Genomic DNA, 19,561 nt, shown 5'->3' on the forward strand with positions numbered 1-19,561 from the left:
CGCGAACCGTCCCGGACGGGAGGCCCGGCGCGGCCCCGCCACGTGCCTCCCGGCCGGACCGACAGCGGCGGCCGACCGCGGCGGCCGACCGCTCGCGCTCAGTGACACCGCTCGTAGCCGCGTCCGCGAGCACTGTCGCTCAGCGCGAACCGTGCCGGGCGGGCGGGCGGGCGGCGGACCGTGCCGGGCGGGCGGCCCCGGCGCGCGCGACTACGCGGACCAGTCGGGCCGGACGAAGCCGCTCTCGTAGGCGAACACGACGGCCTGCACGCGGCTGGTCGCGCCGACCTTGGCGAGGACGCTGCTGATGTGGGTCTTCACGGTGGCCTCGCTGATCCAGAGGTCCTTCGCGATCTGCGCGTTGCTCGCACCGCGGACCAGGGCGCCGAGGACCTCCCGTTCCCGGGCGCTCAGCGCGGCGAGGGCCGAGGCGTGTTCGGCCGGCGGGGTCGGTGCTGCCGGGCCTCCTGCGACGGGCGCGGCGACCAGACGGTTCTCGAGCAGCGCGCGGGTCATCGAGGGTGCGATGAGGGTGTCCCCGGTGTGGGCGGCCCGGACCCCGGCGGCGATGAGGTCGGGGCCGGCGTCCTTGAGCAGGAACCCGAGCGCCCCGGCACGGACGGCGTCGAGCAGGTACTCCTCGTCGTCGAACGTGGTGAGGATGACGACCGCGCCTGCGGTGCCCTCGGACACGATCGTGCGGGTGGCCGCGATGCCGTCGAGCACCGGCATCCGGACGTCCATGAGCACGACGTCGGGGCGGAGCTCGGCGCAGACGGTGACCGCCTCGGCGCCGTTCGGTGCCTGACCGACCACGGTCAGGTCCGCCTCGGCGTCGACCATCATGCCGAGTCCGGTCCGCACGACCGCCTGGTCGTCGACGATCACCACGCGGATCACGGCGCCACCACCCGGCGGTCGACGGGAGCGGCAGCGGCACGGGGCCCGTCCCCGGCCCCGGCGGTCGCTGCCTGTGTCCGGACCGGCGCCGGTGCCAGCGACGGCCCGGTCGTGTGCGCGCCCCCGGTCGGAGCTGCGGCCGATCCGGGGACCTCGCGCGGGGCCTCCAGGACGACCCGCCAGCCGCCGCCGTCGACCGGACCGGCGTCGAGCACCCCGCCGATCGACGCGGCGCGTTCGCGCATGCCGCGGATCCCCGCCCCGCCGGCGGCGAGCGCCGGCACCCGCGGGCCGCCCTCGGTCCCGCCGTCGTCGAGGACCTCGAGGTGGATGCGGTCCTCCGAGACGGCGAGCGTCACCCGCACGCAGGAGCCGTCGGAGTGCACGAGCGTGTTCGTCAGTGCCTCCTGGCAGACACGGAGCACGGCGAAGTCCTGCATGACGCCGAGCCGCGCCCCCACGCGGAGGTCGACCTCGACCTCGACGCCGGTCGCCCGGACCCGTTCGACGGCGTCCTCGACCGCGGCCCGCAGCGACACCGGAGCGTCGGTCGTGCCCCCGTCCCCACCGGCACGGAGGACCCGCACCACCTTCCGCATCTCGGACAGCGCCTGCTGCCCGGTGCCCGCGACCCACGAGGCGTACTCGGCGAACTCGGTCTGGTCGGCGACCCCGACACGCACGAGGGCCTGGGACCGGACGACGATGGCGGCCATGTGGTGCGCGACGACGTCGTGCACCTCGCGGGCGACGGCGGTCCGTTCCTCCGAGGCGATGCGGGCCTGGTCGGCCTCCCGCAGGCGCACGAGCTCCTCGTTGCGGCGCTGCAGGACGAGTTCGGAGCGCCGTCGTCGTGCGGTCGCGCGGCCGAGGAACGCGCAGGCGACGAGCAGGATCCCCATCAGGACGATCGTCGACCAGTCGGCGTTGCTCGACCAGACCTGCCAGCCGCGGAGCGCGGTGAGCCAGTCGTGCACGGGGACGGAGACGAGCGGCAGGAACATCGCGAGCACGGTCGGGACGGCTGCGACGGACAGCACCGCGAGCACCCGGCGGCCGGCAGCGCAGGCCAGGTAGACCGCGATGACGAGCGGGATGAGCCGGACCTGCAGCACGTCGAAGGTCCACGAGGGCCATGCGACGACGACCCCGACCACCACGAGCAGCGGGTACGGCAGTCGCTGCCCCACCACGAAGCACACGGCGACGAGCAACGCGGTCAGGCGGTAGTCGTCGAGCCGGGTCGGGTACCACCCGGCTCGGTGCAGCCCCTCCATCGCGATCAGGGCGGCTCCGAGGAACACCACCCCCGCGAGCGCGGACCGCACCCACGGCGGGATCGGCAGAGGACGCATGGCGAGAGGCTAGCCGCCGGAGTCCACGTCGCGCCTCCTCCGAAGGTCGGAGTCGCCGGTCGCGACGATCAGTCGGTCGGACGGGAGGCCCAGCCGGTCCGCCGATGCGGCCGACGCCCGCCTCGTCCCAGGCTGGACGTGCCGCACACCGCGGCCCACCGGACGGGAGCACGTGATGCAGAAGAAGACCGCAGCCACACTGACGACCCTGGCCCTCGTCGTCGCGATCGCAGCCACCGGCGCTGCCGCCGCGACCGTCACGGGAACGGAGGCATCGGGTGCGACCGACGGGGCCACGAGGACGGGCGGCATGTCGACGGTCGTGCAGACCACGGCCCCCACGACCGACGACGACGGGTGGCAGGGGCAGCTGCCGGACGCCGACCGGTTCCGTGCGCTCTCCGACGCCGAGCAGCGTGCCGTGTTCACGCGCGTGGACCGTCTCATCGGGGACCTCCGCGGGACGGACGACGGCGCGGGACTGGTCGCGCAGCTCGACGGGTACCGCGCCGAGATCGAGCGCGCTCGCGGGTGACCGGAGCCGGACGGGAGGCGCGGGGCGGGTCGGCCCCGCACCTCCCGTCCCCGCACCGGCGGCAGGCACGGCCCCGGCGCACGCCGGTGACCGGATGCCGGGCGGGAGGCGCGGGGCGGGTCGGCCCCGCACCTCCCGTCCCCTCACCGGCGGCGGGCGCGGCCCCGGCGTCCGAGGACGATCGCGCTGCCCAGGGCGAGCAGCAGCAGCGCGGCGCCGAGTGCGATCGGGAGGCCCGCCACACCCGTGAAGGCGAGGTCGCCCCGACGCGCAGCACCCGCGGTCTGTGCGCGGTCCGGGACCGATGCCGACGATTGCTCCGCCGGTCGGCCGCTCCCACCAGCCGAGCCCGGCGAGCCCGTGCCGGTGCCGGTGCCGGTGCCGCCCGGTGCGCCCGGCCCACCGTCACCGGGGCCACCGTCGCCCGGGCCGCCGTCGCCCGGGCCGCCGTCGCCCGGCCCGCCGTCACCGGGCCCGCCGTCGCCGGGTCCGCCAGTGTCCTCCGCCGGGAGCACACCCGCGTCGACGGAGGTGGTGCGGTCCACCCCGTCGAGAGCACCCTCCGGGGTGGTCACCCGGCGGAGCGTGATGGTCTCGGTGGAGCCGTCCTCACCTGCGTCCGAGTCGACGGCATCGTCGTCGCCGACGTGCTGCCGCGTGAAGCTGCGGTCGTCCGGGGCGTCGAAGGTGACGACGTAGGCGCCGGGTCTGAGGCCGTCGAACCGGTACCCGCCGTCCGCGTCGCTCGTCGTCCGCCGCTGCACGGCCTCCCCGGAGTCGTCCGTCCCCGTGAGTCGCACGTCGACGGCCTCGACGCCGGGCTCGTCCGCGCCCTGGAGACCGTCACCGTCCCGGTCGGACCAGACCCGGTCGCCGATCGCCCCGGCGACCACCCGGATCGTGGCGCGGTTGGACTGCACGGGGAGGCGGATGCCCGCCACGCTCAGGCCGAACCGGTTCACGTACGTGTCGCCGTCCTGCTCACCCTCGGTCGCGAGCGCCAACCGGTGCGTGACCGAGGCGCCGACGGCGACCTGGGCCGTCCGGGTGATCCGGATCGCCGTCACGTCCCGGAGCGACGCGGGACACCCGTCTGCGCCGAACTCCTGTTCCGAGCACCACGTGGTGGAGCCACCGGGCTGGTTCGACGGGTCCGTGCCCACGAGCGAGACGGCGCCGGGTGCTGCCGCCGTGTAGCGCACCTGCTCTCCGGCGCCGGTGTCGACCGCCACGGCCTCGGCGAGCCCCGTCCGGCCGTGGAAGGACCCGTCGTGTGCAGCGGTCCGATCCGGCAGGACGTCGATGAGGTCGGAGCCGTGGAACGGGTCGGGGTCGGTGTTCGTGTAGACGAGGTCCCACTCCAACCGGTCGCCGGCGGCCACGACCGGTTCGACGGCGTGTTCCTCCACACCGACCCCGCCCGTGGTGGTGACCTGCACCGCTCGCTGCGCTCGGCGGTACTCGGCGGGCGACGCATCGGTGGGGGACGCGACCTCGGCCACGTTGTCGATCGGACCGGCGGGCGCCGCGGTCGAGATCGTGGCCCGGTAGGTGATCGGCGGGATGGACGAGTTCGGTCGGACGTCGTGCATCGTCCAGGTGAGCCGCTGGTGCCGCCGCCCCTGCGCGTCCTGCACGGTGTCGACCGCCGGGGTGGTCGACGCACTGCCGGGGACGTAGGTGGTGTCCACCGGCAGGGTGTCGCGGACGGTGACCGTTGCCGGACGCCCCTTCGTGTTCCCGTTGGTCAGCGTCGGGTAGAGGGCGTACTCGAGCGTGTCCCCGGCGACGGCGGAGGTGGTCCGGTCCGGGGTGTCGGCAGCGTCGTGTCCGGGGTCGACGGTCTTCTTCGCGATCCGGGCGAGGTTCTCGGTGATGACGACGCTGTCCGTCAGGCCGCCGACGCCGAGCGACGGATCGGCGCTGTCGTGGATCCACCCGGGGTGCTGCGTGCCCGAGGAGAGGTGCCCGAAGTCGAGGGCTCGGGTCCCGTCCGGGGCGTCGAGGACGGTGACCCACGAGTACAGCGCCGCGTGGCGCCCACCGGCCAGGTCACCGACGGCGCGGACGGCACCGACCGCGGCGACGCCGCCCGGCACGTCCTCCGGAGCGTCGTACCACGGTCCGTCCTCGTCGTCGCACGTGCGTCGCTGCCCCGCTGCGGCCGACGTCATGTCGTACGCGGCGTACTGCACGTGCGCGTCCGACAACCCGGTCGCCTCCGCGGCCCGTGACGGGCTCCCCACCCGGGTGAGGCGTTGGGTGGCACGGTCGAACGTGTCGCAGAGGACCGCGTCCTGGTACGCCGAGAGCCCGCCGTTGCTCATGGTGACCTCGCTCCGGAGCCGGACCCCCGCGGTCGCCCAGGGATCGCCCTGGCGCGCGGACCCAGGGCGGACCTCGTGGGCGTCGCCGACCAGCCGGTACAGCCGCTTCCCGCCGCTGCCCGGGTCGAACTCCACGAGGTTGCGCTCGGACACGTTGTCCGCCGTCGGCTCGGTCCCGCCCGGGAAGTTCGGGGCGCCGCTGGCCGACGTGGTCTGCAGCGGGGTGAAGGTGTTGCGGGACAGCACGTTCGTCCCGCCCGTCGGCTCGGGCAACCAGAAGCTGATGTACCCGGCGACGACGAGGCCGACCTTGCCACCGGCGATCGGGCCGCCGTACTGGTTCTCCGTCGGCATCCGTGTGGGGTCGGTCACCGTCCCCGTGATCGTGACGTCGACGTCCTCCCCCGGGCCGCTCTGCGCACAGCTGATCGTGCCCGAGTCCGCGACGGCCCGGGCACCACCGCCCTTCCCGGCCGGGAGTCCGCCGAACCCGGACGCCGCGCGCGAGTTCGGCCCGCACACGGGCTCGTCGCCGTTCCAGAGCCGGGCGCCGGACGGCAGGTCGCCGAGGATCTGCGAGACGTCGTCGGTGAAGGTCATCGGGCCGCCGGCCCCCTCGAAGCCGAGCAGACCCTGACCCGGGACCACCGGCTGCCAGTCGACCGCGATCGGGTACACGAGCTGGATCCCCCGCTGTCCGCCCGGACCGGTGACGTCCGTCCGGAGCGACGACGCCTGGATGTCCTTCGCCAGGTTGTACCGCGCTGCGGCGGACACGGTCGTGGTGGGCGAGGTCGCCGTGACGGTCCCGTTGTCGGCGTCGTCCGCGGTGCCGGTCGCACGGACCGTGATCGTGTCACCGTGCCGGAGCTCCGCGGAGACGTCGAGCACCGCCGGCACCGCGACCGCTCGGCCTTCGGGGACGGAGTCGAGGTCGCAGACCAGCTCCTGGCCGTCGATCCGTGACCCGCTCCCGGTGCACCGCGAGGGCACCGCGGCCCAACTGGTACCGGCCGGCGCGGTGAGGGTGAAGCGCTCGTGTGAACTGGCTCCGCCGGTGGAGTTCATCGTGACGCGGTACGTGATCGCGTCGAGGGTGCGGACGATGCCGTTCGCGGCGCCGCTGTCGCCGCCCGGCTGGTCATCGGGCGTGAACGGACCGTTGCCGTCCTTCGCGACCTCGATCGCGAGCCCGACCTCGGCGTCGGTCGACGTGGCCGGACCGGTCGACGTGGCCGGGGACGGCGCAGTGGACGCGGCCGGAGACGGACCGGTCGACGGAACCGGGGCCGGCGCGGTGGACGCGGCCGGCGCTGACGTGGACGGTCGCCCCGCGACCGCCCAGGTCGGTGTCGCCACGGTCAGCACGAGGCTCGCGGCGGTCACCACCGTGACCGCGATGCGGGAGGGGATGCGTGGTCGCAAGGGGACTCCAGTTCAGGACGGGCACCGTCAGGTACCCGGGGCGGTATCCGTACGTCACACATCAAACACGAGCGGCGTCTCAGCGCCTCTTTCTCGGCATTCCGTATTCCACCCGCATGCGATCAGGCACGATCCGGTCACGATCCGCGACGACGAGCCCGACCCGGGCGACACTGACGCCATGACACGGGGGAAGACCGGGGTCTCGATCGGGGTCGTGCTCGCGCTCGGCGGTGGACTGGGTGGCTGCGCGGCGATCTCGGTCGGGCAGTGCGTCGAGTGGGCGCCGCTCTCCCCGGCCGAGCAGGAGCAGGAGGCGAGCCTCGTCGTGGACGCCGACCTGCGGCCGACCGACCGCACTGTCGAGGCGCTCGGGCGCTACCGCGTCCGTGAGGCGGACATCACCAGCGTCCGCAAGGGCCACGCGCCCGGCGACCACATCGACGTCATCGCGACCTCGGACCAGTGCACGAGCAGCGGGGAGCCGGTGGAGTACCTCGACGGCGATCCGCTCGCCGAGCCGGGTTCCTACCGGCTGTACCTGACGAAGGAGCAGGCCGGGGGCGCGTGGCGACTCGTCGTGCCCGGCGCCGCCCAGCGTCTGGACGACTGACCGGCGCGAGCAGGCGCGTCAGACCTCGACGTCGCTCCCCATCGTCACCGTGCGCCGGAGCGGCAGCCCGAACCGTGCAGCCGGGTCGGCGGCGTTGTGGGCCATCGCGACGAACAGCTTCCGCCGCCACGACACCATCCCGCCCTTGCCCGAGCCGGTCCGGAGCGCACCACGGGAGATGAAGTACGACGCGGCCGACATGTCCTCCTGCGCCAGGTCGAGCACGCCGGCGGCACATGCGGCACGCATCGCCGCGGGCAGGTCCTGGTCGTCGGAGAACCCGAAGGTGATCGTGATGTGGTCGATGCCGTCCTCGTCGTGGCCGAGCTCGTCGCGCCTGAACGCATCGGACAGCGCCACGTGCGGCACGTTCGCGGTGAGCACGGACACGATGACGACCCGCTGGTGCACGACCCCGTTGTGCTCGACGTTCGCCCGGAGCGCGAGCGGGGTCGTCTCCTTGTTCGGGTGCGGGAACACGGCGACGCCCGGGACCCGCGGGATGTGGTCGGCGTTGACCGTCTCGATGAACTCCGAGAGGGACCCCTCGCGCTTCCGCCGCTCCTGCTGCACGAGCTGGCGGCCGCGGTGCCAGGTGGTCATCAGCGTGACGACGGCGAGCGCGATGAGCAGCGGCACCCACCCGCCGTGCACGACCTTGGACAGGTTGCCGGCCAGGAAGGTGAGCTCGAGGCCGCCGAACACCACGGCGACGAGCACGAGCTTCCACGTCGCCCAGCGCCACAGCGGCTTCACCACGACGAGCAGCAGGAGCGTGTCGACCACGAGCGCCCCGGTGACGGACACCCCGTACGCGGTGGCCAGCGCCGCCGAGGACCGGAACGCGAGCATGATCGCCATCACGCCGATGAAGAGCAGCAGGTTGACGGCCGGCAGGTAGACCTGGCCGCCCTCGCGCTTGGACGTCTGGCGGATGGTCAGCGGCGGCAGGAGCCCGAGCTGCACGGCCTGCCGGGTGAGCGAGAACGCGCCGGAGATGACAGCCTGGCTCGCGATCACGGTGGCCGCGGTGGCCAGGATCACGACGGGTATCTGCGCCCAGCTCGGGAACAGCAGGAAGAACGGGTCCTCCGTGGCCGTCGGGTCCTCGAGCACCAGCGCTGCCTGGCCGAGGTAGTTGCAGACGAGCGCGGGGAACACCACGAAGAACCAGGCGCGGAGGATCGGCATGCGTCCGAAGTGGCCCATGTCGGCGTACAGCGCCTCGGCCCCGGTGATCGCGAGGACGACCGCACCCATCGCGATGAAGGTGATGAACGGGTGCGCGAACAGGAACGCGATCGCCCAGGTCGGGGACAGCCCCTGCAGGACGCCGGGGTGCTCGACGATGTGCGGGATGCCGGCGACGGCGATGACGACGAACCAGAGCAGCATCACGGGTCCGAACGAGGCACCGACCTTCGCGGTGCCGAACCGCTGGACGACGAACAGCCCGACGAGGATGACGGCCGCGATCGGCACGACGAGGTGCTCGACCGACGGAGCCGCGGTGCCCAGGCCCTCCACTGCCGACAGCACGGAGACGGCCGGTGTGATCACGGAGTCGCCGTAGAACAGGGCGACCCCGACGATCCCGATGACCAGGAACACGGTGGTCCCGCGCGGGCGGTGCGCGTGCAGACGTCGGGCGAGTGCGGCGAGCGCCATCACCCCGCCCTCGCCGTGGTTGTCGACCCGCATGAGCACGAGTACGTACTTGATCGACACGACGATCGTGATCGACCAGACGAGCAGCGAGATGACGCCGTAGACGTCTTCGGGGACCGGCCGGACGATCCCGCCGTCGACCGAGAACACCGTGCGCATCGAGTAGAGGACGCTCGTGCCGATGTCCCCGAAGACCACACCGAGCGCGGCGAGGGCCAGAGCTGCCTTGCCACGGTGCCCACGGGCCTCCCGGCCGGCGGGCTGCTGGCTGGCCGTCGCGGGGTGCGTGGCGTCGTCGCCGGGACCGGCGTCTCCGGGCTGGGCGTCACGCGCAGCCGACGGCTGTTCGGACGACTGCGACGACGCGCGGGTCTCGGTCACGGCGGGGGCTCCAGTTCGCGGCCGTGCGGGCGACGGCCGCGCCCATCATGCACCCGCGGAGTGACAGCTGAGCACCAGGCAGCCCCGCCGCGGTGCCGGACGGCGCTCCGTGTCCTACTCGGGCACCGTGACGATGCGGTTCTGGTACGCCCAGACCACGGCCTGCAGCCGCGACCGGACCCCGAGCTTGGGCAGCATGCGCGCCAGGTGGGACTTGACGGTGGAGACCTCGACGACGAGCTCCGCCGCGATCTCCTCGTTCGACATCCCCTGCGCCAGGAGCAGCAGCACGTCCCGCTCCCGGGCGGTCAGCACCCCGTCGACCCGGTCGCCCGTCACCGGCTGCAGGCTCCGGCGCGAGGTGAACTCACGGAGCACCCGCCGGGTCAGGGCCTGGTCGAGGGTGCCGTTGCCCGCGGCGACCTGACGGACGGCGCCGATGATCGTGTCCGGTTCGGCGTCCTTGAGCAGGAAGCCGGAGGCCCCGGCCTCGAGGGCACCGAACACCAGGTCGTCCATGTCGAAGGTCGTGAGCATGAGGACGGGCACCGCGGGGTCGGCGTCCGGCCGGCAGAGTTCGCGGGCGACCTCGATGCCGTTCCGGACCGGCATCCGGATGTCGAGGACCGCGACGTCGGGCCGCGTGCTGCGGGCGAGCGCGAGTGCTTCGCCGCCGTCGGCGGCGACCCCGACGACCTCGATGTCCGGCTCGGCGTCGAGGAGCGCCGAGACGCCGGCCCGGACGAGCGGCTGGTCGTCGGCGACGAGCACGCGGATCACCGCGCCACCTCCGGGTCGGCGGCCGTCGTGTCGGACTCGGGCCGGGCCTCCCGGCCGAGCGTCAGTGCGACCAGCCACCCGCCGTCGTCCGTCGGACCGACCTGGAGGCCCGCCCCCACCAGTTCCGCCCGCTCGCGCATGCCGCGGAGTCCGTTGCCACCCGCGGGGGTGCTGCCCTGCGCCGGCACGGCGGCCGGCCCGTTCTCGATGCGCACGAGGAGGTGGTCGCTGGCGCGGTCGTCGATCGTGACGGTGCACGGCGCTCCCGGAGCGTGCAGGGCGGCGTTGGCGAGGGCCTCCTGGACGGTGCGGTACGCGGCGAGCTGCGCGAGCGGGCCGACCCCGTCGCCGAGCGGACGGCCACCACCCGCGTGGTCGGCGGCCAGGACGTCCAGCCGGACGTCGCTGCGGAACCGCGCCCGTTCGACCAGGTCGACGACCCCGGCGACGGTCTCGACGGCCCGTTCGGCGGGGCTGTCGTCGCGGAGCAGGCCGACCAGGCGGCGGAGGTCCTCGAGGACGGCGGTGCTCTGCTCCCGGACCTGGCGGACGCCCTCGTGGGCGCGCTCGGGGTCGGTGTCGATCTGGCGGTCGATGACGGCGGACATGAGGGCGATCCCGGAGAGGTGGTGGGCGGCGATGTCGTGGAGCTCCCGGGCCATGGCGGCACGCTCGCGGGAGACGGCTGCGTCGATCAGGGCGTCCTGCTCCCGGTCGACCGCGGTGGCCTCGGCGGTGCGGGCGACGCGGACCTCGCGGCGGGACAGCACCACCAGGGTGACGAGCAGCGGCAGGCCGACGGCGCCGACCGCCTGCAGGACGCCCTGGCCGATCGAGCCGGTGAGGCCCTGACCGAAGCTCGCCCGGAACCTGCCCGAGGTCACGGCCCACAGCACCGCTCCCCCGATCACGACCAGCACGGCCGCTGCGGTGAGTGCGGGCCACAGCCGTGCGAGCGGGACGCGGAGTGCGGCGAGGACGACGGCCACCGCGACGGCGAACGGCGTGAGCCCGAAGAGTTCGAACGCCTGCGGGGCGAGGACGGCGACGAGCACCGGGATCGCCGCCACGACGACGAGCGTGGTGCGCGGTGCCCGGCGGGCGGCGAGCAGGGCGGCCGCCTGGGCGAGGAGCCCGAGGGTCAGGACCGTCCACGGCGCACTGCCGACGGCCGGGTAGCTGACGGTCTCGCCGACCGTGTCCGGGTCGGCGGCGTCGAGCGGCGGCAGGGCGAGCAGCAGACTGAGGGCGACCACGGCGGTGCCGAGCGCGACGAGCACGTCGGTGCAGCGCTCGCGGGCGGTGGCGGGACGACGGGCGGGCGCAGCGCCCCCGGCCTCGGCCTGGGGGCGCTGCGCGAGCGGCTCAGCGGGTGCCATGCTGCGATCCTACGAGGGGCTTCGCCGCCGGGATCGGGGCGTCGATCGGCAGCGCCCGACGGGCCGGGTCGTACCCGAGGTGCCCGCGGGTGGCGATGAGCAGCACCACGGCGGTGATCGTCGACATGATCGTCAGGCCGATCATCAGCGTGCCGGCGGTCATGCTCGGGTACATCGTGGGGAAGAACGTCGAGATCGTGTTGTTCACGCCGACGTGCAGCAGCAGTGCGAGCGGCAGGCTCTCCCCGGTCTTGTTGAAGACCTGCACCATCAGGACGTTGAACGTGATCGTGAACAGGGCGAACACGACGGGCTCGCTCCAGTGCGCGTCCGGCCACCCGCCCCAGTCGCTGAGGTACAGCGGCATGTGCCACAGCGCCCACACCGGGCCGAGGATCGCGGCGGCACCCAGGCCACCGAAGCGGTGCTGCAGGCGGGGCAGGGCGAAGTCGCGCCAGCCCGGCTCCTCGCTCAGACCGGTGGAGAACAGCTGGATGACGAGACCCGGCACCACGGCGGCGAACACGAGGGCGGTCGGCGCGTGCACGTCCCCGCCCGCGAACGGCAGCGCCGACACGATGATCAGGGCCGGCACGACGACGAGCGCCAGGGCGTACCAGTACCAGGCGACCCGCCAGCGGAACAGGCGTCCGACCCAGCGGCGGAGGCCCGGGCGACCGTCGGCGACCGCGGTCACGATGAACGCGCCGCCCAGCGGGCCGAGCAGTGCGCCGGGCAGCACCCCGGTGAACTGCGCGCTGCCGAGGACCTCGGCGAAGTGGATGTCCCAGACGCCCATGCCGTGCGGCGACAGGATGTAGGGGACCCACGCGAGCCAGCTCAGCCCGAGTGCGAGGGTGAAGAACGACCCGAGTGGGTGCCGCGCGATGACGCCGCGGATCCCGTGCCGGTCCTGCGGAGCGGTGCCGGTCTGCGACCGGGCTTCGATGGTGTTCGTCATGACATCGACGCTAGGAACTGCGCCGCGCCGGGACGACCGGCGGAGGGACGCACGTGCGGGACTTGCATCGAAAGGATGCAGCCCCGCCGCGCCCGTCAGCGACCCCGGTCCGGAGCCGCGGCGGCCAGCACCACCGGGTCCTCGCAGCCCCGCGCGAAGCCCGCGATCCGCCGGTCGATGTCCCGCTGCAGCACGAGCACGCCGATGCGCTCCGCGAGCGGGGCCAACCACTTCGGCTTGCAGGTGAAGTTGTAGCGCCAGACCGCCAGGGTGTGCCCCGGCTGCCCCTCCGCAGCGCTGAACCGCCATCCGCCGCCCATGCGCTCGAAGAACCACGAGCCCTTCGTCATCTTCATGCCGACGTTCGAGGGCGGGTTGTACGAGACGTACTCGCTCTCCATCGCCAGGCCGAACCGCTGCACCGTGTACGTCCGCACACCCTTGCCGGGCACGGTCGCGCCGATGAGGTGCTGCCGCCGGATGAACGGGTCCCACCGCTTCCGGACCTCGCCCTGCGTCTGCGAGACGGCGAAGGCGACGTCCACGTCGACCGGGACGACACAGCGGGACTCGACGACGGGCATGCGCCCATGCTGGCACGCGGCGGGACCGCCGGACGGGAGGCCCGGGGCGGGCCCGCACCACGCCTCCCGCCCGGTGGCGGCATCTCTGCGCGCCGCGATCTACCCTGGCGGCATGGTGGCATCTCGGGACGAGTCGACGATCAGTTGTCCGCGCCGAGTTGCGTTCCTTGCTGTGGTCGTCCTCGCCGGCGCGGTCTTCGCCGTCGGGATGTTCAGTCTCGGGACGATCAGGTACAGCTCCGTGGACTGGGAATCGGTGGCTGTCGCCTCACAGGTCGCGATCCCGTTGGGAGTCGTGGTGGCCGCTACCGTCGCGCGGGTCGGAGTGATCGTGAGGAACCGCGCGGAAGACGAACTCGTGGCGCATCCGGTCCGCCGTGCATCGGTCGTTGTGGGCGTGCTGGCGTTCGTCGCTGCCGCTGTCGGCGGTCTGCTCTTGACGGTGGGCGGTTGGCAACTCGTCCTGCCGGCGGCAGCCGTCTGCGCTCCCCTGGCCGCGGGATGCGCAGGTCTTGTTCTCCGACGACCAAGAGCAGACAACCGGGACGACGAGTCCGATCACCACGGGGCAGCAGACGCCCGGTAGCCGATCGTCTACGGGGCGGTTGGTCGTCGTCCCAGTGATGACTGGAACCGCGCGAGGTATCCGTCAGGGTCCTGGACGAGGAATTGATGCACGCCGACCTCTTCCTCGCCGACGCCGTACCACTTCGTCTCGGGTTGCATGAAGAGCTCAACGCCAGCCCGTCCGAGGACCTGCGCCAACACCTCGGAGTCCGGCACCGTGATCTGGAGGTTCACCCCGCGACCGAGCGGGCGCTCAAGAGGCCCCGTGATCCAGTTGCGACCCACGCCCGCTTGTTCGAGCATCAGGTGCGCGGAACCGAGCGTGATGTACGCGAAGCGTTCCTCAGCGCGCGAGTAGGCGACGTCGAAGCCGCACAAGTTGCACCAGAACTCGAGGCTCTGATCCAGGTCGGCCACGAGCAGTTCGGGAACGAGCGAGGGTTCGAGGGTCTCAGCCACCGGACCATCGTCGCAGTCCTCACCCTGCGGGCAGTCCCGGTAGCGGATGGCCTATCGGGACGCGGGTCCGCCCTCGCTGGCAACTAGGGTTCGTGTCGTGTCCGCGACTCCTGAGAAGCCGAAAGCCTGAGCGATTGCGAGCTTCTACATCGCTGGTGCAGCCGCGCTGATCTTCGGTGTCGCTCGCTGGACGACGCAGAGCCAGGCAGAGCTAGCCGCGCTGTCGTCGGGGCGGGTGCTGGTTCTGCCCGGATGGGCGTGGAACCTGTTATGCGTGGTGCTGGGGCTGGCGATGTTGGGGTTCGCGATCTGGGCGACGGTCCGTTCCCGTCGTTTCCGGTGAGGCTGGGCTCGCACTGCACCTGGTTGCCACCGTCACAGCAAGCAGCGGATGCTCTGGACGCGCCCTCCTCGCGCGTCCGATAGCCGATCGGCTACCGGGACGGGTTGGGCCCGGTCTCGTCCGACCGGCACCCTCACTCGTTCGGTTCGCCTTGCGATGCTTCCGGCGTATTGCCGATTCACCTGAGGCTCATGAGGAGGTTCTCGGTTGCTTCCCAGAGCAGCGCCTGCAGTGCCGGGTCGTTCGCCGGGGCTGTAGGGCGGATTTCTCGGCGATTGCGGACGGTGACGTAGAGCCCAGTGCGTCCGTCGTACTCGGGGTCGGTTGCGAGCGCGGTGATGAGGTCGGCGCCGCGCTGCGGATCCCCGATGTGGAGTGCGGTGAGGAGCTGTTCGAGGCGGCCGGCGAACCCGAGTTCGCGGCCGAGGCCGGTGGTGTTGAAGCCTGGGTCGAGGCAGTTCGCCGCCACACCGGTCCCGTCGAGGCGACGCGCGAGTTCGAGGCTGAACATGATGTCGAGCAGTTTCGATTTGCCGTACACGGGCGATGAGCCTCGAGCGGTGAACGGTGTCGTGTCGGTGAGATCATCGGGCAGCGAGAGCGTGCCGTGTCGGCGAGACGCTTCCGACGCGACCGTCACGATCCGTCCCGTGGGGGCGCGCTGGAGCTGCGGCAGGAGTGCGTTCGTGAGGATGAACGGCGTGAGGTAGTTCACGGCGATCATCTCGGGGAGCCCGTCAGGGGTGATCCGCGGTTGGAAGGCGTGGATGCCGGCGTTGTTGATGAGGACGTCGATGTGGTCGTAGCTGGCTGCGATTTCGGCGGACACTCGCTGCGTGTCGGAGACGCGGGTGAAGTCTGCGAGGAACACGTCGACCTGTGCGTGGGGGGTGTGCGCGAGGATCTCCGCGCGGGTGTCGTCTGCTTTCGAGTGGCTGCGTGCTGTGATGGCGAGCCGTGCGCCTCGGCGGGCGAGGTCCCCGGCGGCGATGCGGCCGAGGCCGTTCGTTGCGCCGGTGATGACGATGAGGGGTGAGGAAGTCATGCAGAGTTCTCCGTCGGTTTCAGTCGGTCGCGCGCTGGGGGGCGTTGTTCTCACCGGTCGACCTGATGGCGGTGCGTCGCACGACGAGGGCGACGACGGCGCCGAGCGCGGCGATCACGGCGGCGATGAGCATCGTGGCGTGCATACCGGTGAGGAATGCGTGGTGGGTGGCATCAGTGATGAGCGCAGCGGTGGTCGGATCAGCCCCGGCAGGGATGGGCGCGATGCCGCCGGCGACGGCGGTGGTTCCGGAGGGCTGGAGTGCATTCGTGAGTGCCTTTGGGAGTTCCGAGTCGTCGAGCTGCCGGGTGAACGCGGAGCCGGTGGTGGCGGCCATGACTGCGCCGAGGACCGCGACGCCGAGGGTTGCGCCGAGGCGGCTTCCGGTCTGCTGAACGCCCGAGGCAGGCCCAGCGAGCGCAACGGGAGCGTTGCCGACCGTGGCGTTCACCGTTGCGGTCACGAGCAGGCCGAGTCCGAGGCCGATCAGGCTTAGACCGATGCCGATCTGGGTGTAGCCGCCCTCGACCTGTGCGAGGGAGGTGCTTGCGAGGCCGGCCGCGACAAGGAGCGAGCCGATGACCAGTGCCCAGCGATCACCGATGCGATCGATGAGGCGGCCGGATGCTATCGCGCCGACGAGCATCGCCAGCCCGAGCGGCAGGAGCCACACTCCGACGGTGGTCGCGGGAACGCGTTGGATCTGGAGCCAGAACAACGAGACGACGAAGAGTCCGCCGTTGAGCGCGAAGAACGCAAGCACGCTCAGGACCGCGCCCGCAGCGAACGAGCGCTCCCGGAACAGGGACAGGGGCACCAGGGGTGCTGCCGCTCGTCGTTCGACGAAGATGAAAGCAACTAGCGCGACGAGCGCGACTGCGATGAGGATCAGGGTCGACGGTGCTGTCCAGCCCGTTGCAGGAGCGTCGATTAGAGCGTAAACGAGCGCCGTGAGTGAGCCAACGAGCAGGACCGTGCCAGCGATGTCGAAACGAGCAGTCGTCTGGATGCGGACCTCCCGCAGGACGACGGCACCGACGATCAGGCAGATCAGAGCGATCGGAACGTTGAGGAACATTGTCCAGCGCCACCCACCAGCCTGGACGATCAGCCCTCCGACGATCGGGCCAGCTGCGATGGAGAGGCCCTGAACGGAGTTGAAGATGCCGACCGCTCCGGGCAGACGCTGCTCTGGCACGTTCGCACGGAGCAGCGACAGTGCGTTCGTCGTGAGGAACCCACCGAAGACGCCCTGCGCGACCCGTAGGCCGATGATCAGTCCCAGCGGGGTCGAGAACCCGATGAGCAGTGACGTCAACCCGAACCCGCCGATACCGATCAGGAAGATCCGGCGTCGACCGAAACGATCGCCGAGGGCTCCCGCGAGGACGAGTGAACCCGTCAGCCCGAGCAGGTACGCGGTCGTGATCCACGCGAGATCCCCCAGCCCCACTCTAAGGTCGGCCGACAGGCTTCCGTTGGCCACAGACAGGATCGTCGTCGCCAACCCGGGCATCAACGCGCCCAGGGTCACGGCGACGAGTGGTGCGGTGCCAGACGGTGCGCGCACGGTGGTTTCGTTCATCGCTGCATCTCCAAGTAGTTTGCCGATGCCCACAACAGTAGGAGGTATGATTGAGATATGCAAACCAGATCGCGAGCGAACCAGGGACGCCATGCACTCGAACTCGCCCTGGGCGAGAGCATCAACGCGCTGCTCAGCGCAACGCGGGCACTCACGGAACGCAGCGCAGCTTCGTTCCACGAGGGCCTGCAACCGGCGGGCTTTCACATTGCCCGGTGGTTGCACGCATTTGGCCCGGCGAAGCCGAGCATCATCGCGGACGCCGTCGGTATGGATCGGAGTTCCACGAGCACACTCCTGGGACGGATGCGAGCGCTCGGACTCGTGGACAGCAGTCCCGATCCCGCCGATCGGCGCGGCGTCATCGTCGGCCTGAGCTCGGCAGGCGAAGAGCGAGTGGCGCGCACGCTCGCCGAACGGGGCGACGAGTTCGGTGCTCGGGTTGATGCATGGCCGGACGCGGACGTGCGGACACTCACCGAACTCCTGAACAGGCTGACCTCCACCGGTTCCGTCTCAGAGTGACGGGCAGGATCGGCTCCAGCTAGCAGGGCGCATTCACTGTCTCGATAGCCGATCGGTTATCGGACGCCGTTGCTCACCTGGTGGGTCGCTGAGGGAGCCCGTTTGGGTGGGAGGATCGCCTCGTGCCGATCGAACTGCCCGCAGGAGTCCTCGCCATCGTCTTCGACGTCGGCGAGACGCTCGTCGACGAGTCGCGCGCCTGGTCTGCACAAGCGGAAGCGGCCAGCGTCCCACCGTTCACGTTGATGGGAGTGCTCGGTGCGCTGATCGCGCGGGGTGAAGACCACCGCCGAGTATGGGCGCTCCTCGGCGTCGAGAGGCCCGCGGGGAGCGCGCTGATCGAGGAAGCAGACCTCTATCCCGACGCGCTGCCGTGCCTTCGTGCGGCCGACGAGCGCGGCCTTGTCGTCGGCATTGCAGGGAACCAGCCGGCGGGCGTGGAAGCGCAGCTCCGCGCGGCCGGCTTCTCACCGCACTTCTTGGCTTCCTCCGCGGCGTGGGGGGTGGAGAAGCCCTCACCCGAATTCTTCGCTCGCGTCGTCGCGGAGGCAGGCCTCGAGGCCGGGTCGATCCTCTACGTCGGTGACCGCCTCGATAACGACGTCCTACCAGCACGCGCTGCCGGCATGCGGACCGCGTTCATTCGGAGAGGGCCGTGGGGTCACCTTCACGCTGAACGGCCGGAAGCACGTCTCGCGGACCTCCGACTCGATACCTTGGCGGACCTCAGCGCCGCGCTGATTGCCGGACGGCCGGCCGAGGTGCAGGTTACGTCTTGATCAGGAGCAGTCGAGTGCGACTGCGCTCAAGGGTGCCCGGTGATCGATCGGCTACCGGACGTGCCGCATCACGCTGCGTTCCTCGGCCGGGGTGAGGCCCGAACGCCGAGGACGGTCCAGTCCCCGAGACAGTTCGTCTTCAAGCACGTCGGCAACGATCGATTCGAGTGGTCGGGCACGTCCGCCCATCCGCTGGAACGCCCGCGCAGAGCGCTGGGCGAACGCCGCGTCGGGCAACGGTAGCCACAATGGGAGTGAGCGGGGTCCTGCCCAGTACCGGACGTCGTTCGCCAGCAGTACTTCGTCCGCGACTTCTTCGAGCTCATCCTCAAAGCGCGTGACGGCAGCGACGCGGGCGAAGAACTCGCCCATCGGGACGACCTCGCCGACGGCGTTGACGACTCCGACGCGTTCGTGCTTCGCCGTCTGACTCAGCCAGGACGCCAGATCTGTGACGTCGATAACCTGAACGAACCGACCGGCCACCGTCGGAATCAGAGCAGGCCCGCTCCTGCGCAACCGCGCAGGCCAGTAACCGAATCGGTCACTCGGATCGCCAGGACCGACGATAAGACCGGGACGAGCAATAAGCAGCCGAGACCCCAGTCGAGCCGTGCTGCTGCGCTCGGCAGCGACCTTCGCGTCCGCGTATTCCGTCAAGTCCGTCGGCTCCGCCAACGCTGCCGACTCGTCCGCACCCGGTTCATCGTTACGGGCATACACGGAGACTGTCGACACGAGTGTCCAGTGCGCTGCCGTGTCAGCAAGTTCGGCTAGGGCTGGCTCAACGAGTTCCGGCTCGCTGGACAGCTCGATGACCTCATCCCATTCGCCTCGTACCCGTTCGTACGCATCAGCTGCTCGCCTGTCTGTCCGGACGAACCGCGCACCCTCCGGCACCGCTCCGGACTCGCCCCGTGCGAGACACGTCACCTCGACCCCTCCCGCGACGAGATCTCGCACGATCGCTCTTCCCAGCCATCCAGTCCCGCCCAACACCAGTGCTCGCATATGTCCAGCCAATCGACCCGACCACGGAGCCGATCGCGAATCCGCTCAGAGCGCACAGGAAGGCTCGGTGCCCAGGTTCTCGGAAGCTCTCCGTCCCGTCCCGATAGCCGGTCGTCCACCGGTACAGGGCTGGCGGCGACAACCACGACAACTTTCCCCTGTCCTGCTTGACCTGGGGATTCCCGTATGACTGCCCCGCGAAAATGCCCGGTGAAGGGGCGCTGAACGCAACACCGTCCACGTACCCGAGCAAGGGTGCGGCACTCCGCGTCGGGTGACGCCAGCGCGGGGTCCAGATCGCTGCACGCGTTCCGCTCGAACAGGCCCTGCCCGAACGCC

General features: G+C 71.4%; 17 protein-coding genes. 5 read left to right on the top strand and 12 right to left on the bottom strand.

Annotated features, from left to right (window positions below):
- Positions 1–210 precede the first annotated feature (210 nt).
- Positions 211–900, bottom strand: a complete 690-nt coding sequence (locus DEI84_RS10385; protein ID WP_110823460.1) for a response regulator transcription factor — start codon at positions 898–900, stop codon at positions 211–213.
- Complete coding sequence (locus DEI84_RS10390) at positions 897–2,255, bottom strand: sensor histidine kinase (protein ID WP_110890771.1); 1,359 nt, start codon at positions 2,253–2,255, stop codon at positions 897–899. The genes DEI84_RS10385 and DEI84_RS10390 overlap by 4 nt, the downstream gene beginning before the upstream one ends.
- Positions 2,256–2,430: 175 nt before the next feature.
- Between DEI84_RS10390 and DEI84_RS10395 the strand changes: the two genes are divergently transcribed.
- Positions 2,431–2,790: a hypothetical protein gene (locus DEI84_RS10395; RefSeq protein WP_110890772.1), complete on the top strand. Its 360-nt coding sequence runs from the start codon at positions 2,431–2,433 to the stop codon at positions 2,788–2,790.
- 143 nt (positions 2,791–2,933) lie between these two features.
- Here DEI84_RS10395 and DEI84_RS15715 read toward each other — a convergent pair whose 3' ends face one another.
- Positions 2,934–6,542, bottom strand: coding sequence for an SdrD B-like domain-containing protein (locus DEI84_RS15715; RefSeq protein ID WP_181420418.1), 3,609 nt, complete (start codon positions 6,540–6,542; stop codon positions 2,934–2,936).
- 181 nt (positions 6,543–6,723) lie between these two features.
- Between DEI84_RS15715 and DEI84_RS10415 the strand changes: the two genes are divergently transcribed.
- A complete protein-coding gene (locus tag DEI84_RS10415; RefSeq protein WP_110890773.1) occupies positions 6,724–7,155 on the top strand; it encodes a hypothetical protein in 432 nt (143 codons plus the stop codon).
- Between the two features lie 18 nt (positions 7,156–7,173).
- Here DEI84_RS10415 and DEI84_RS10420 read toward each other — a convergent pair whose 3' ends face one another.
- The 5 genes from DEI84_RS10420 to DEI84_RS10440 all read right to left on the bottom strand — a co-directional run bounded on the left by DEI84_RS10420 (position 7,174) and on the right by DEI84_RS10440 (position 12,908).
- A complete protein-coding gene (locus DEI84_RS10420; RefSeq protein ID WP_110890774.1) occupies positions 7,174–9,204 on the bottom strand; it encodes a potassium transporter Kup in 2,031 nt (676 codons plus the stop codon).
- 114 nt (positions 9,205–9,318) lie between these two features.
- Positions 9,319–9,984 carry a response regulator transcription factor gene (locus tag DEI84_RS10425; RefSeq protein ID WP_110890775.1) on the bottom strand — a complete coding sequence of 222 codons (666 nt, stop codon included), beginning with the start codon at positions 9,982–9,984 and terminating at the stop codon, positions 9,319–9,321.
- On the bottom strand, positions 9,981–11,363 hold the full coding sequence (locus tag DEI84_RS10430) for a sensor histidine kinase (protein WP_110890776.1): 1,383 nt from the start codon (positions 11,361–11,363) through the stop codon (positions 9,981–9,983). The genes DEI84_RS10425 and DEI84_RS10430 overlap by 4 nt, the downstream gene beginning before the upstream one ends.
- On the bottom strand, positions 11,350–12,324 hold the full coding sequence (locus DEI84_RS10435; RefSeq protein ID WP_110890777.1) for a CPBP family intramembrane glutamic endopeptidase: 975 nt from the start codon (positions 12,322–12,324) through the stop codon (positions 11,350–11,352). Before DEI84_RS10435 ends, DEI84_RS10430 begins: the two co-directional genes overlap by 14 nt.
- Positions 12,325–12,419: 95 nt before the next feature.
- Positions 12,420–12,908, bottom strand: a complete 489-nt coding sequence (locus tag DEI84_RS10440) for an SRPBCC family protein (protein WP_110823452.1) — start codon at positions 12,906–12,908, stop codon at positions 12,420–12,422.
- Positions 12,909–13,020: 112 nt separating this feature from the next.
- Here DEI84_RS10440 and DEI84_RS10445 point away from each other — a divergent pair, with 112 nt between their 5' ends.
- A complete protein-coding gene (locus DEI84_RS10445; protein ID WP_146236351.1) occupies positions 13,021–13,494 on the top strand; it encodes a hypothetical protein in 474 nt (157 codons plus the stop codon).
- Positions 13,495–13,502: 8 nt separating this feature from the next.
- On the opposite strand, the gene DEI84_RS10450 is transcribed toward DEI84_RS10445, so the two are convergent.
- The 3 genes from DEI84_RS10450 to DEI84_RS10460 all read right to left on the bottom strand — a co-directional run bounded on the left by DEI84_RS10450 (position 13,503) and on the right by DEI84_RS10460 (position 17,000).
- Positions 13,503–13,934, bottom strand: coding sequence for a VOC family protein (locus tag DEI84_RS10450; RefSeq protein WP_110890779.1), 432 nt, complete (start codon positions 13,932–13,934; stop codon positions 13,503–13,505).
- A 521-nt stretch (positions 13,935–14,455) separates the two neighbouring features.
- Complete coding sequence (locus DEI84_RS10455) at positions 14,456–15,322, bottom strand: SDR family NAD(P)-dependent oxidoreductase (protein WP_110890780.1); 867 nt, start codon at positions 15,320–15,322, stop codon at positions 14,456–14,458.
- 19 nt (positions 15,323–15,341) lie between these two features.
- A complete protein-coding gene (locus DEI84_RS10460) occupies positions 15,342–17,000 on the bottom strand; it encodes a DHA2 family efflux MFS transporter permease subunit (protein WP_110890781.1) in 1,659 nt (552 codons plus the stop codon).
- On the opposite strand from DEI84_RS10460, the gene DEI84_RS10465 reads away from it, so the two are divergent.
- The gene (locus tag DEI84_RS10465; RefSeq protein ID WP_110890782.1) at positions 16,965–17,432 is read left to right on the top strand and encodes a MarR family winged helix-turn-helix transcriptional regulator; all 468 of its coding nucleotides are present in this window, start codon (positions 16,965–16,967) and stop codon (positions 17,430–17,432) included. The genes DEI84_RS10460 and DEI84_RS10465 overlap by 36 nt on opposite strands.
- 122 nt (positions 17,433–17,554) lie before the next feature.
- On the top strand, positions 17,555–18,211 hold the full coding sequence (locus tag DEI84_RS10470; protein WP_110890783.1) for an HAD family hydrolase: 657 nt from the start codon (positions 17,555–17,557) through the stop codon (positions 18,209–18,211).
- Between the two features lie 51 nt (positions 18,212–18,262).
- Here the strand turns inward: DEI84_RS10470 and DEI84_RS10475 are convergent, their stop codons facing one another.
- Complete coding sequence (locus tag DEI84_RS10475; RefSeq protein WP_110890784.1) at positions 18,263–19,222, bottom strand: NAD-dependent epimerase/dehydratase family protein; 960 nt, start codon at positions 19,220–19,222, stop codon at positions 18,263–18,265.
- Positions 19,223–19,561: the final 339 nt, after the last annotated feature.

This window comes from Curtobacterium sp. MCBD17_023, from assembly GCF_003224415.1.
Lineage (GTDB): Bacteria > Actinomycetota > Actinomycetes > Actinomycetales > Microbacteriaceae > Curtobacterium.

Bases quoted from the DNA above. Each gene is read 5' to 3' on its own strand.
- DEI84_RS10390 (WP_110890771.1), bottom strand. From the start codon at position 2,255: ATGCGTCCTCTGCCGATCCCGCCGTGGGTGCGGTCCGCGCTCGCGGGG.
- DEI84_RS10475 (WP_110890784.1), bottom strand. From the start codon at position 19,222: ATGCGAGCACTGGTGTTGGGCGGGACTGGATGGCTGGGAAGAGCGATC.
- DEI84_RS10455 (WP_110890780.1), bottom strand. From the start codon at position 15,322: ATGACTTCCTCACCCCTCATCGTCATCACCGGCGCAACGAACGGCCTC.
- DEI84_RS10415 (WP_110890773.1), top strand. From the start codon at position 6,724: ATGACACGGGGGAAGACCGGGGTCTCGATCGGGGTCGTGCTCGCGCTC.
- DEI84_RS10430 (WP_110890776.1), bottom strand. From the start codon at position 11,363: ATGGCACCCGCTGAGCCGCTCGCGCAGCGCCCCCAGGCCGAGGCCGGG.
- DEI84_RS10440 (WP_110823452.1), bottom strand. From the start codon at position 12,908: ATGCCCGTCGTCGAGTCCCGCTGTGTCGTCCCGGTCGACGTGGACGTC.
- DEI84_RS10460 (WP_110890781.1), bottom strand. From the start codon at position 17,000: ATGGCGTCCCTGGTTCGCTCGCGATCTGGTTTGCATATCTCAATCATA.
- DEI84_RS10435 (WP_110890777.1), bottom strand. From the start codon at position 12,324: ATGACGAACACCATCGAAGCCCGGTCGCAGACCGGCACCGCTCCGCAG.
- DEI84_RS10445 (WP_146236351.1), top strand. From the start codon at position 13,021: ATGGTGGCATCTCGGGACGAGTCGACGATCAGTTGTCCGCGCCGAGTT.
- DEI84_RS10395 (WP_110890772.1), top strand. From the start codon at position 2,431: ATGCAGAAGAAGACCGCAGCCACACTGACGACCCTGGCCCTCGTCGTC.
- DEI84_RS10465 (WP_110890782.1), top strand. From the start codon at position 16,965: ATGCAAACCAGATCGCGAGCGAACCAGGGACGCCATGCACTCGAACTC.